This is a genomic window from Holdemania sp. 1001302B_160321_E10 (assembly GCF_015552275.1).
Classification (GTDB): domain Bacteria; phylum Bacillota_I; class Bacilli_A; order Erysipelotrichales; family Erysipelotrichaceae; genus Holdemania.
This window is the reverse complement of the sequence record NZ_JADNEM010000002.1, coordinates 117,791-129,718: the sequence shown is the minus strand read 5'-3', so window position 1 is coordinate 129,718 and position 11,928 is coordinate 117,791. Positions and strand designations below refer to the sequence as shown.

Genomic DNA, 11,928 nt, shown 5'->3' with positions numbered 1-11,928 from the left:
GAACCGTGATACAACGGCGGTGAGCAGGGAATCAGAGCTGATCCAATCCCAGCCGTGCGATTTCCGCGTCGATTTGCTGCATTTGAGCATCGCTGAGCTGCCATGTGAACGTATTGAGATTTTCCGCGACATGACGCACGCTGCGTACGCCGACCAACGCGGTGGAGACGAATGCTTTCTGCGTCGACCAGTTGATCGCAACCTGACTGACTGGAACCTGATGTGTCCGGGCAATTTCATCCAGCGTTGCCATCAGCTCCATGACGCGGGGGAAGATCTCCGGCTTAAAGCCCTTATAGAAGGACAGCCGGACATCGTTGGCCGGCCAGTCGGGAACCTCGTGGAACCGGCCGGTCAGAATCCCGCCGCTTAAGGAACCATAGGTCATCGTGTCGATGCCATGTGCGGCACACCATTGCATCAATGGCTTATAACGCTGATCAATCATCGAGAAGGGCGGCTGAACGACGTCGATCTGACCGTATTTCATCGCTTCCTCCAATAACGGCTGATCGCAGTTGGACAAGCCGATATAGCGGATTTTTCCCTGCTGCTTTAAGAAGTTCAGGGCACACATCGTTTCCGCAATCGGCGTGTGCGTATCCGGCCAATGCAGGAAATAAAAATCGACGTAATCGGTCTGGAGGTTGCGCAGCGAGCTGGCCATTTCCTCCATGACCGTACCGAAACGGGCGTCGCGGAATACGCCGCCGGTGAATAAATCATTGTGCGTGCCGAACTTCGTGGAAATTAAAATCTCAGACCGGTTCAGACCCTGGATCGCTTTGCCGACGATCTGTTCCGAGCTGTGGTTGCCATAGTTGGGTGCTGTGTCGATCAGGTTGACGCCGCCCTGGATCATCGCGCGGATTGCTTCGATCGCTTCGGTTTCGCTCATCGCGCCGTTCCAGCGCAGGCTGTCCAGCCCCCAGGTGCCGACGGCCAGCTGACTGACGTCGACGTTGGCGTTTTTAAAATGAGTCATGCGCATAATTTAGATCATCCTTTCATCATTGATGCCGGAAAAAAACGGGAAGTCCCGGGGCAGGGGAGAAACTTAGGGGCTAAGAAAGATCTGAAGAATTTACCACAGCTGTTTATACAGCTCGATCATCGCCTGTTCCGTTATCGGCTTGCGGGTGTTGGCCGGGGAGCCGGAAACGTTGGCGTCATGGGCCATTTTTTCCAGCGAATTCATGAACTGATCCCGATCGACATTCAGCTGCGCCAAGGTTGGCACGTTCAGCCGGGCTAACAGCGCGGACAGATTTTCAATAAACAGATCGGCCGCCTGTTCATCATCCTCACACTGTGTCATATCGCAATAACGCGCCAGATCCGCAAACCGGGCCACTGCGCCATCCTTAACATATTTCATGCAGACTTCCAACAGCACGGCGTTGCTTAAGCCATGCGCGATATGGAACAGCGCGCCGATCGGACGGCTCATGCCATGGACGATCGTTACCGAGGAATTGTTGAAGGCGATCCCGGCTTCCAGCGCCGCCAGCGACATCTGGATCCGGGCTTCCTCATTGTCGCCATGCTCATAGGCATTTGTCAGATTGTTGAAAATCCGCTTGACGGCGCTGAGCGCAAAGGTGTCGGAAAGCGGCTGGGCCAGACGGGAGGTGTAGGCTTCAATCGCGTGGCACAGGGCGTCGATGCCGGTCGCGCTGGTCACGCCCTTGGGCGCGGTCATCGTGAACTGCGGGTCGATGATCGCCAGATCCGGAATCAGACTGCCGCCTTTTAAAAGCATCTTCACGTCGTTTTCCGTGTCGGTGATGATCGTGAACTGGGTTGCTTCCGAACCCGTGCCGGCAGTCGTCGGGATCGCGACCTTCTTCGGCAGCGGCGTTTCCACCGGCTGACCCATGTAGGAATTCAACGGCCGGTTTGGATCGGCGCTCATCATCGCGATCGCCTTCATCGAGTCGATCGGCGAACCGCCGCCCAGCGCGATCAAGAAGTCGCAGTGTTCCGCCTGATATTGCTTCAAGCCGTCGATGATCATCGTATCGCATGGCTCACTGTTGATTTGAGCATAAATCGAATATCCGACATGATGCTGATTCAGCACTCTCAGCACCTTGTCCAGATTGCCGAGCTTGATCATCATCGAATCGGTGACGATCAGCGCCTTTTTGCCTAACGCGGCCAATGCGGGACCGGCCATTTCCAGAGCGCTTGAACCGTTGATGATTTTAGCGGGTGTTAAAAATAGATTTGCCATTGTCGTTCCTCCTTATTTGATCATGTAGCCGCGGATGAGTTTGACTAAATCGTCATAGCCGCCCAGAAACTGATTCATCGTCGCCAAAAACGCGCCGTAGTGCTCAAACGCTTCCGGCTTTAACCCATCCTCAAAGTATGCTTTTTTGAATTCATCCAGCTTCATCAGCTCGTTGATCAGCTCGTCTGCGACCGGCGTGTCGATGTTGTTTTGGATCACGACGTCGCTGCCGTTGTATTTGCGCTGCCAGTCGCTGGTGATCGTCAGAACGATATCCCCGCCGATGAATTCTTCCCAATGATGCTGATTGCGGAAGGCCGCGACCAGCAGCTTTGTCCGATAGCCGCGTTCCTTGTATAACCGGTAGGCGTTTTTGACGACCGCTACGCCCGCCATGTCCAACGCTTCCGCGCTGATCATCACGTCGTGCTGCTTGACCCAGGCTTTTAAGTAATCGTCGGTCCGGCCGGCCATGATCGTGCAGACCGGATGCATTTCCGCCGTGGACAAGCCTTCCGCTTCCCGCCGCGCCAAGCCGCGCTCCACGGCTTCGGCGACCGCAATCGCCTGGGCGCAGGTGAATGAGACTGTCGCGTTGATGCTGACGCCGCGGTAGGTTAATTCCTCAAACGCTTCGATGCCGGCCTTGGAGGTCGGGGCTTTGATCTGGGAATTGGGCACGGTGGCCGCCAGCTTGCAGGCCTGCTCGACCATCTTGTCCTTGCTGCGGTAGAACTTGGCGTTGGTCTGAAACGAAATCCGGCCTTTCTGACCATGGCTTTCCTCAAACATCGGCAAAAGCAGCCGGCTGGCTTTGGCGCCTAACGCCTTGATCACATCCCAGGCGACCTCATCCTCGGTGTAAGCCGGATGGGTGCTGATGATTTCTCTGATGATCTCTTCCCATTCGGGTAGTTCCTTCTTTAAGACGTTGCCGACGATGACCGGGTTGGTGGTTGCGCCGCTGGCGCCGTTGTCGATTGCGTATTGCAGCTCCTTGCAGCTGCAGGAGTCGTTCCACACTTCCGTCTGCGGGAAGCGGGTGACCATTTCGTATAATTTATTCATGTATTTTTATTTCTCCTTTACTTTAACAGGCTGACCGCCTTGACAAGACTTGGCGTTGTTTTGCAGGACCGCTGCCCGGCAAGGCATTTGCCGCTGTCCTTTTTTTCGAAGACGGACGGAATTCTGCGCGATGGCTGAGCGGACCTGAGGAATGAAGGGGTTATGGCTTATTGATCAAGCTGGAAGAATTCGGCATCCGGATCGTTGACCCATTCATGATCGGGGTCGAAAGTGCGCGTCTTGATCCATGGGTTGTTTTTTAGATGCGGAATCATCCAGACATAGAACATCGCGTAGCCCGGCGCGGCATTTTGCGGATGGGTCAGACCGCCGGGGATCATCGCGACGCTGTTGTGGGTGATTTTATAGACCTCCTCGCCCATGAAGCAGCTGCCGAAGCCCTGCGGATGATCGAACTTGTAGAAGTAGACCTCCGGCTGGGGATGATGATGCGGCGGATAACTGCTCCAGATGCCTGGAAAGTTGGTGATTTCCCCCAGCACCATGTTGGAATATGGCGTGCGCTGGTAATCCAGGATCGTCGTGACCTGGCGCTTGGTCGTGGCAGCCAGCTTGCCTTCGCCGAAGAACTGTTTGTCGATGTTGGACTTGTCATACAGCACGGCCGGGAAGATCCGCGGGTTTTCCTTCTGTTGGACCAGCACCTCGCCATCTTCCTCAAAGACCAGCGTCACCGGCGTGTTCCGGCAGACGTGCAGGCAGGTCGCGTCGTCGTGGAAGCAATCCTTCCGCACGGCGCTGACCGCTTTGCCTTCATATTGATAGACGACAGTTCCGCTCAGCAGCAGCAGCGCTGTTTCCTGATCCTTTGACTGGATCGGCCAGGACTCGCCTTTATGGGCGATTAACAGTTGAACGTTCATGAACATCCGGTCTTTTTCACTGTCGCAGATCTGATTGAAACCGGGATGCAGATCCTCATTTTTTCTTAGCATTGTGAACTCCTTTCTGCTTGTCACAGGGATTCAACTTGTCTATAATGGAGAAAGTTGAAAGGTCGGGGAAAAACCATGAAATACAATCGTTTGCAGGAAATGGAAGCCTATATCCGCAAAAACCGCTCGGTGAGCAACGAGGAGCTTCAGCAGCTGTTCAATATCTCCGTGCAGACGCTGCGCCGGGATTTGAAGGAACTGGAGGACCGCAATGTGATCACCAAGGTGTACGGCGGCGTTCTGGCTAAACCGGAAAAGATCAGCGCGGCGACTTTGCCGACTTTATCTTCCCGGCTGCGCACCAACGCGGCGGCCAAGGATCGGATCGGTCAGCTGGCGGCGCGGCAGGTGCAGGACGGCGACGTAATTTTTGTGGATTCAGGTTCCACCGCCTATACCATGATCCCCTATCTTCATCAACAGGAGATCACAGTGATCTCCCATAGCCTGCATGTCATGAACGCGCTGACGGAAACAGAGAATCTGACGGGCATCTGCCTGGGCGGGAAGCTGAGAAGGGAAACCCAGACCTTCTTCTCCGATACCTCGTTTTATCCGTACTACTATAATAAAGCGTTCATTTCCACGGTCGGCCTGTCGATTTCCAAGGGGCTGACGAATACCGATTTCAATGAAGGGGTGATCAAGCGGCATGTGATCCAGAATTCTGCGGAGGTCTGGATCGTCGCCGATCACTCGAAATTCGGTACGGTGGCGTTTAACAAGTTTTTCGATCTTGAAGGCATTACCGGAATTATCACCGATGAAGAACCGAGTGAAAAATACCGACAATACTTCAAAAATCTCAAAATCCAGTTGATTGATTAAGTCCGGACAAGCCGGGCTTTTTGATTGCCTGGACAAGCTTATCATAGTGTCTGTTGATCAGGTTGTCAACTTGGTTTTGAGAAGGTCTTGGTTAACTTGATCAACTTGTGATTCTTCGAGAAAAGTATTAAAAAAGCTTTTATAAAAGGGATATTCATGCTTTTTCCCCAGCTTCGCGAAACAACAAGCAAAAAATTACCGGATTTCTGTTCCCGTTTTTCTTTCAGCCGGAACAGGAAAGTATGCTATTTTATTGACGAGGGAAGGGCGGTGACAAAATGAATGATCAAAAGTCTAATTACTACACCCAGCTGATCTTGAAGGCGCTGCTGAATAAAGAGATGGTGACCACGGGCCAGCTGGCGGAAGAAATTGGACTGTCAGAAAAAACGATCCGCACTAAAGTGGAAGTGATCAACAACATGCTGCTGGACAACCAGCTGGGCGAGATATGCAAGAAACCCCGGATCGGGATCTGGCTGAACGCGGATGCGCAGCAGCGGCTGAAGCTCAATTCGCTGATCAACAACTCGACGAATATGGACGTACTGCAAAACGATCAGGTCCGCACCGCAACAGCGCTGAAGCTGATCTTGAAAAGCACGAAGAACAACACGCTGACGACCAAGCAGCTGGCCTCCCAGCTCTATCTCAGCGTACCGACGACGCTCAAGGTGATCAACGACTGCCGCAGCTGGCTGAAGCTGTTTAACATCGAGCTGAACGTTGTGCGCAACAAGGGTCTGGAACTGGCGTACAACGAGGTGTCCTACCGCCTGGCATTGAAGCATTTCATTCTGAAATTCGATACCGAGACCAACGTCGAGGAAAGCATCCTGTTTTTTATGCCGGGACTGGATCTTGATGCGATCCGGCGGGGAATCATGGAAACGGAAAAGGAATGGAGCTTTGAGTTCGCCGAGGAATCCTTCAACGAGGTGCTTGTTTACGCATCGCTGGCGATCTATCAGAACCAGCAGGGAAATGGCCGCAAGCTGAAATTTTCAGACGAGGAACTGGAAATGCTTCAGAAGTACAACGAATACAGCTTTGCCGAAGCGATCTTTAAAAAGCTTGGGGCGCATTTCAACATGACGCTGCCGACTGAGGAAAAAGCGTTTTTGTCAATCCAGATCCTGTGCTCCAAGCTGATCGACAGCGGCTACAGCGCCGACAGCGGCGAGGTGCTGCGGGAATATGACAACAAGCTGCAGGAATTTGTCCGCAAGATCATCTCCGTTGTCAGCAACGTTCTCAACGTCGATCTGACGCATGACGACGCGCTCTATCACGGCCTGTTGATTCACATGCGGCCCACGCTGTTTCGGCTGCGCTATGAACGTGGACATACCAATGGACTGACCAGTTATATCAAAACGGAATATAAAAAGACCTTCCGGGTTGCCTGGCTGATCTCCGTTCTGTTTGAGGAATATTTCGATCTGAAGGTCAGCGAGGATGAGCTGGGCTATATCGTGCTGTATATCCAATCCGCTCTGGAGCGCAATGAGAATCCGGTCCGGACGATGCTGGTCAGCGCTTCGGGCATGGGCATCAACCAGATGCTGTGCGACAAGATCTGCCGCTCGTCCAGCCTGATTCATTCGGTGAAGGTGGTCAGCGTCCATGATTTCAAGATTGAAAAAGTCACGGACGTCGATTTGATTCTGACGACGCGCGAGCTGCAGCTGAATGACCCGCGGATCGTGGAGATCGACGATTTCCTGTCCGACGCTTCGATTCAGAAAATCAACCACTGGATCCGCAACACGATTCTCAACAAGGTCAGCGAGGCGCAGTTCGACGCGGACTGCCACCAGCTGTTTGAGCCGGATCTGATCTTTACGCATCTGAAAATTGACGACAAGCCGGCGCTGCTGAAGTATTTGTGCGATCATCTGGTCCGCAAGGGCTATGTCACGCGCAAGTATGTCAAGACGGTCCTGGACCGTGAAGCGTTTACGCCGACGTCGATCGGCAACGGCGTTGCGATTCCTCATGGCGATCAGAACGAGATCAACGAAGCCCGGGTCGTCATCGCCACGCTGGAAAAACCGATCTTGTGGGACAGCGAAATGGTCGACGTGATCTTTCTGTTAGTCGTGAAAATGACCAATGACTTTGAGATCCGCCGCACCCAGGCTTTCTATAAGCAGTACATCAAGCTGGTCGGAACCGACGAGCAGGTCAACGTCCTGCGGAATTTTCAGACCAACGTCGATTTTTACAAATATTTAATCAAGTAATTTCAGTAAGCAAAGCTACGATAAGGAGAGAAAACAACGTATGGCATTAGCGGATATTCTGGATGAAAACATCATCGACCTGCATTTAAAGAGCACGACGAAAGACGAAGTGCTCCATGATTTGAGCGCGCACCTGCTGGAAGCGGGCTACATTGAAGACATCGAACAGTTCGTCAAGGACATTTATGTCCGGGAAGCGGAGGGGATTACCGGCATGGGCAACCACATCGCGATTCCTCATGGCAAAAGTCATGCCGTCAAAAAGATCGGGATCGCGATCGGCCGCTGCGAAAATGAGATCGAATGGGAAAGCTACGACGATGAGCCGATCAATCTGGTCTTCCTGTTCTGCGTCAGCGACGACGCTGATTTCGCGTCCAATCACATGATGCTGCTGGCGGAGCTGGCCGGCAAGCTGGGCAACGACGAACGCGTGGAGAAGCTGCAGAAGGTTACAACAAAGCAGGAGTTGATTAATTTATTCCTCAACTAATGACCAAAATTACCGTAATTTAATCGTTACTTAATCAAAAAATTACCGTAATAAAGTTCCCGCAGTTGTTAAACTAAAGCGCTTGCAACATGATAAATTATGATCATGCCAAAAGAACAAAGACGGATGGGAGGTGAACCCAAATGAAGATTGTAGGAATTACAGCTTGTACCGCAGGCATCGCGCATACCTATATCGTTGCGGAAAAGATTCAGAACGCAGCGGAGGCCGCGGGCCATCAGTGCAAGATCGAAACGCAGGGGACGATCGGCGCACAGAACAAACTGACAGCGGAAGATATCGCCGCGGCGGATGTTGTCATCATCGCGCATGATATCGCTGTCGGCGGAATGGAACGTTTCGCCGGCAAGCCGACCGTTGACATTCCGATCAGCGTCGCGATGAAGAATCCAAAAAGCTTGATCGCCACGATCGAAAAGAAAATCCAAAAATAAAAAGGGGTAGATGAATCCATGAAAAAGTTGAACTTTAAAAAACACATGATGACCGGCATCTCGTACATGATTCCGATGATCGTGGCCGGCGGTATCCTGGGCGCCTTAGCGAAAGGCTTCGGCGGATGGGAAGTCGGCAATTATGCGCCGGAAGCGGGCGCGACCCTCTTCAGCAACCTGAACTGCTTCGACTGGAAACAGTTCTGGTGGATGATTTCCAAATTATCTGACTACGCGATGAGCTTCGGCGTTGCGGTCATGACGGCCGGCGTCTGCTACTCGATCGCTGAACGTCCGGGCATCGTGCCGGGCTTCGTCATCGGTTATGCGGCAAACCAGTCGAAAGCGGGCTTCTTAGGCGGTCTGCTGATGGCGTTTGTGATCGGTTATTTCATCCAGTGGATGAAGACTTGGAAGCTTCCGAAGTGGATGGTCGGCCTGATGCCGGTTATGATTATTCCAGTCATCGCGACCTTTGTCTGCGGCGTGGCCTTCTTCGCGATCGTGGCGAAGCCGATGGCGATTGCCATGAATGCTCTGCAGGGTTGGATCATGAGCCTCAACGGTGGTTCCAAGTTCATCATCGGCGCGGTTATCGGCGCGGGCATGGGCTTCGATATGGGCGGCCCGGTCAACAAGACGGCTTCCATGGCAGCCAATGCGCTGGGTGCTGATGGCATCTACGGACCAATGTCAGCCAAGATCATCGGCGGCATGACGCCACCATGCGGCGTCTTCGTTTCCACTCTGTTAACACCGAAAAAATTCTCGCTGACGGAAAAAGAAACCGCGAAAACCGCATTCCCGATGGGCCTGTGCTTCATTACTGAAGGTGTCCTGCCATTTGCGGCGGCAGATCCGGCCCGCTTCATCCCCGCTTCCATGATCGGTTCAGCGTTAGCCGGCGGCATCGCCGTAGCGATGGGTGTTGAATCCGTTGCCGGCCATGGCGGAATCTTCGTCTTCCCGATGATGACCAACTGGATGTGGGCGGTGATCGCCTTGATTGTCGGCTCGGTTGCGACTGGCGTCATCTATTCGGCGATCAAGAAGCCGAGCGAGGAAGGTCAGGAAGAGGAAGAAGAAATCGTCGACCTGGACATCAACCTGTAAGCTTCACCCTCAATTTCTAAGACATTCGCAATTATATTAAGGAAAGAAAGAAGGAGTCCTATGTTAGTTTCGATGAAGGATATTCTGCAGCACGCGCACAAGCATAATTACGCGGTGATGGCAGTCAACAGCATCAATATGGAAATGGCCCGCGCGGTGATCAGCGCCGCCGAGGAAGAACATTCCCCGATTATCGTCCAGATGGGTCCGGGTCAGATCGGCAAGCATGCGCATCTGACGGAGATCGTTCCACTGGTGAAGGAACTGGCTGAACGCGCCAGCATTCCGGTCGCGTTGAACCTGGATCATGGCGGAAAGCTGGAAGATATGGTCACGGCCATCCACAACGGCTTCACCAGCCTGATGATCGACGCTTCTTCCTATCCTTATGAAGAAAACGTCAAGCGGACCTCGGTTGTCTGCGCGCTGGCGCATCCGCACGGAATTTGCGTTGAAGCGGAGCTGGGTCATGTTGGGCAGGCGGCGGACGGCGACAACAGTAAGGTCGACCTGTATACTAACGTCGAAGAAGCAAAGAAGTTTGTGAAAGACACCGGCTGCGACGCTTTGGCGGTGGCGATCGGCACGGCGCATGGGGATTATCCGAAGGGCTATGTGCCGGTGCTGAACTTTGAACGTCTGGCCGAGCTGAAAAAGGCGCTGGATATGCCGTTGGTTCTGCACGGCGGAAGCGGCAGCGGCGAAGAGAACATCCGCAAGGCCGTCGCCGGAGGCATCAACAAGATCAACGTCTGCACCGACGCTTTCCATGCCGCGAAAAACGCGATGCTAAAGAAGCTGGAGTGCAAACCGAACGCGGATTATCTGGAACTGTGCATGACGGCGGAAGCCGCTGTGAAGCAGTTCGTGAAGGAATATATCCGGGTGATCGGGTCCAACAACCAGTATTTCTACGGTGAATCGGTTTCGACCGGCAACGAATAAATTCTCCCATTTATAAGTAAATAAGCGAGCATCTTACCCAAGGTGCTCGTTTGTTGTTTGTGTGATTTTTTATATGACCAGGAGTCGATATCTAATGAAGGTTATTAAGCAGATGAAAATACAATTTTCTATATTTGATTTATTCGGAAAATACGGATAAAGTAAAGTTATACTTTAAAAATATCGAAAGAAGGTGCTTTCATGTATATTCAAAGACACTTAGAAAATCAGATTTTAAATGCCTCTCGCTATTATCCTGTCATCATGGTTTGCGGTCAGCGTCAGGTGGGAAAACTTACAATGCTGAATCATATCAAGGAACCGGATCGGCGCTATGTCACACTGGATGACGGCAATGCCCGCAGACTGGCAATTCAGGATCCTGCCCTTTTTTTTTGAAACTTATGGATCACCGCTGTTGATCGACGAAATCCAACGTGTTCCTTCGCTTCTTTTAGAAATGAAAAAGATTGTCGATGAGAAGGCGCTTGCGGGCGAAGATAACAACGGGATGTTTTGGATTACCGGATCGCAGAAATTTAAAATGATGCAGGGTGTTTCTGAATCTCTGGCAGGCCGGGTTGCCGTTTTTGATATGGCCGGATTGTCGGCGGCTGAGATCGAGGGACGTCCCGTCGGACTTTTTCAGCCGGATCTAAAATCTTTGCGGGAACGCCTGAAAACCAGCGTGAAGAAGGATATCCATACGATTTATGAGGATATCTATCGTGGAGGCATGCCTAAATTGCGTGTTAGTGATCTTGACAACGATCGTTACTATATGGATTATATCAATACCTATCTTGAACGTGACATTCAAGACTTGGCGCAGGTTGGAAAACTGAATGAGTTTTATGATTTTCTAGTCTTTGTAGCTGCCCGGACGGGGCAGGAGTTGAAATATGATGAAATCGCTAAGACGATTGGCGTTTCCTTGCCGACCGCTAAATCCTGGATATCCATTCTGGAGCGGTCCGGCGTGATTTTTATTCTGCGTCCTTATTTTTCCAACATTTCCAAACGGTTGGTCAAAACTCCTAAAGTTTATTTTATGGATACAGGACTTGCGGCTTATTTATGCCGGTGGCCGAATGCGGAGACCTTGGCGAACGGTGCGATGGATGGTGTCTTCTTTGAAACTTATGTCGTTACGGAAATTGTTAAGAGTTATTACAATGCCGGCAAACCTGTCGATTTGTTCTATTACCGGGATGCGGATAAGAAGGAGATCGACCTGCTTGTTGTGAATGGGGATCAGATCACGCCGATCGAGATTAAGAAAGGCAAGGAACCTTCGAAACCGGATAAGAATTTTAATGTTCTGCAGCAGTTTCATCTCGACGTTCAGCCGGGAATCATTCTATGTTTGAGCGACGAGCTGATTCCGTTTAACCGCCAGTCCTGGTACTGTCCTGTATCAGTACTGTAGTCAAACTGAAAACAATGACCTGGACAGGGGGTATTGATCGGATCACCCTAGCTGGAAAACAGGATGAAAAATTACAGAATGAAGTTTTATTGGATCACATTATTTTGCTTTTCCATTTTGGCAGGGCGGATAAACGACAATTTACCACATTAAAATGAC

The 11,928-nt window shown here is 51.8% G+C and carries 12 protein-coding genes; 8 read left to right on the top strand and 4 right to left on the bottom strand.

The genetic code is table 11. The annotated features are described in order from the left end of the window. Window positions 1-31: 31 nt before the first annotated feature. From I2D94_RS01810 to I2D94_RS01795, 4 genes are all read right to left on the bottom strand, one after another. Entirely contained in the window at window positions 32-991 is a 960-nt protein-coding gene (locus I2D94_RS01810) for an aldo/keto reductase (protein WP_195395415.1), read from the bottom strand. Between the two features lie 93 nt (window positions 992-1,084). Further along, window positions 1,085-2,236 (bottom strand): iron-containing alcohol dehydrogenase, encoded by a 1,152-nt coding sequence (locus tag I2D94_RS01805; RefSeq protein ID WP_195395414.1) that lies wholly within the window; start codon window positions 2,234-2,236, stop codon window positions 1,085-1,087. A gap of 12 nt (window positions 2,237-2,248) precedes the next feature. Next, window positions 2,249-3,304, bottom strand: coding sequence for a transaldolase family protein (locus I2D94_RS01800; RefSeq protein WP_195395413.1), 1,056 nt, complete (start codon window positions 3,302-3,304; stop codon window positions 2,249-2,251). A 167-nt stretch (window positions 3,305-3,471) separates the two neighbouring features. Next, complete coding sequence (locus I2D94_RS01795) at window positions 3,472-4,260, bottom strand: 5-deoxy-glucuronate isomerase (protein WP_195395412.1); 789 nt, start codon at window positions 4,258-4,260, stop codon at window positions 3,472-3,474. 75 nt (window positions 4,261-4,335) lie between these two features. On the opposite strand from I2D94_RS01795, the gene I2D94_RS01790 reads away from it, so the two are divergent. The 8 genes from I2D94_RS01790 to I2D94_RS01755 all read left to right on the top strand — a co-directional run bounded on the left by I2D94_RS01790 (window position 4,336) and on the right by I2D94_RS01755 (window position 11,769). After that, window positions 4,336-5,088: a DeoR/GlpR family DNA-binding transcription regulator gene (locus tag I2D94_RS01790; protein WP_195395411.1), complete on the top strand. Its 753-nt coding sequence runs from the start codon at window positions 4,336-4,338 to the stop codon at window positions 5,086-5,088. Window positions 5,089-5,366: 278 nt separating this feature from the next. After that, window positions 5,367-7,334: a transcription antiterminator gene (locus I2D94_RS01785; RefSeq protein ID WP_195395410.1), complete on the top strand. Its 1,968-nt coding sequence runs from the start codon at window positions 5,367-5,369 to the stop codon at window positions 7,332-7,334. Between the two features lie 40 nt (window positions 7,335-7,374). Beyond that, window positions 7,375-7,827: a PTS sugar transporter subunit IIA gene (locus I2D94_RS01780; protein WP_072684991.1), complete on the top strand. Its 453-nt coding sequence runs from the start codon at window positions 7,375-7,377 to the stop codon at window positions 7,825-7,827. Between the two features lie 143 nt (window positions 7,828-7,970). Then, entirely contained in the window at window positions 7,971-8,282 is a 312-nt protein-coding gene (locus I2D94_RS01775) for a PTS fructose transporter subunit IIB (RefSeq protein WP_072684992.1), read from the top strand. Window positions 8,283-8,300: 18 nt separating this feature from the next. Continuing rightward, window positions 8,301-9,395 (top strand): PTS fructose transporter subunit IIC, encoded by a 1,095-nt coding sequence (locus I2D94_RS01770; RefSeq protein ID WP_072684993.1) that lies wholly within the window; start codon window positions 8,301-8,303, stop codon window positions 9,393-9,395. 60 nt (window positions 9,396-9,455) lie between these two features. After that, on the top strand, window positions 9,456-10,340 hold the full coding sequence (locus I2D94_RS01765) for a class II fructose-bisphosphate aldolase (RefSeq protein ID WP_195395409.1): 885 nt from the start codon (window positions 9,456-9,458) through the stop codon (window positions 10,338-10,340). A 201-nt stretch (window positions 10,341-10,541) separates the two neighbouring features. Further along, entirely contained in the window at window positions 10,542-10,739 is a 198-nt protein-coding gene (locus tag I2D94_RS01760) for a hypothetical protein (RefSeq protein WP_195395408.1), read from the top strand. A gap of 19 nt (window positions 10,740-10,758) precedes the next feature. After that, complete coding sequence (locus I2D94_RS01755; protein ID WP_195395407.1) at window positions 10,759-11,769, top strand: ATP-binding protein; 1,011 nt, start codon at window positions 10,759-10,761, stop codon at window positions 11,767-11,769. The last annotated feature ends 159 nt before the right edge of the window (window positions 11,770-11,928 follow it).

Bases quoted from the DNA above. Each gene is read 5' to 3' on its own strand.
- I2D94_RS01810 (WP_195395415.1), bottom strand. From the start codon at position 991: ATGCGCATGACTCATTTTAAAAACGCCAACGTCGACGTCAGTCAGCTG.
- I2D94_RS01805 (WP_195395414.1), bottom strand. From the start codon at position 2,236: ATGGCAAATCTATTTTTAACACCCGCTAAAATCATCAACGGTTCAAGC.
- I2D94_RS01800 (WP_195395413.1), bottom strand. From the start codon at position 3,304: ATGAATAAATTATACGAAATGGTCACCCGCTTCCCGCAGACGGAAGTG.
- I2D94_RS01795 (WP_195395412.1), bottom strand. From the start codon at position 4,260: ATGCTAAGAAAAAATGAGGATCTGCATCCCGGTTTCAATCAGATCTGC.
- I2D94_RS01790 (WP_195395411.1), top strand. From the start codon at position 4,336: ATGAAATACAATCGTTTGCAGGAAATGGAAGCCTATATCCGCAAAAAC.
- I2D94_RS01785 (WP_195395410.1), top strand. From the start codon at position 5,367: ATGAATGATCAAAAGTCTAATTACTACACCCAGCTGATCTTGAAGGCG.
- I2D94_RS01780 (WP_072684991.1), top strand. From the start codon at position 7,375: ATGGCATTAGCGGATATTCTGGATGAAAACATCATCGACCTGCATTTA.
- I2D94_RS01775 (WP_072684992.1), top strand. From the start codon at position 7,971: ATGAAGATTGTAGGAATTACAGCTTGTACCGCAGGCATCGCGCATACC.
- I2D94_RS01770 (WP_072684993.1), top strand. From the start codon at position 8,301: ATGAAAAAGTTGAACTTTAAAAAACACATGATGACCGGCATCTCGTAC.
- I2D94_RS01765 (WP_195395409.1), top strand. From the start codon at position 9,456: ATGTTAGTTTCGATGAAGGATATTCTGCAGCACGCGCACAAGCATAAT.
- I2D94_RS01760 (WP_195395408.1), top strand. From the start codon at position 10,542: ATGTATATTCAAAGACACTTAGAAAATCAGATTTTAAATGCCTCTCGC.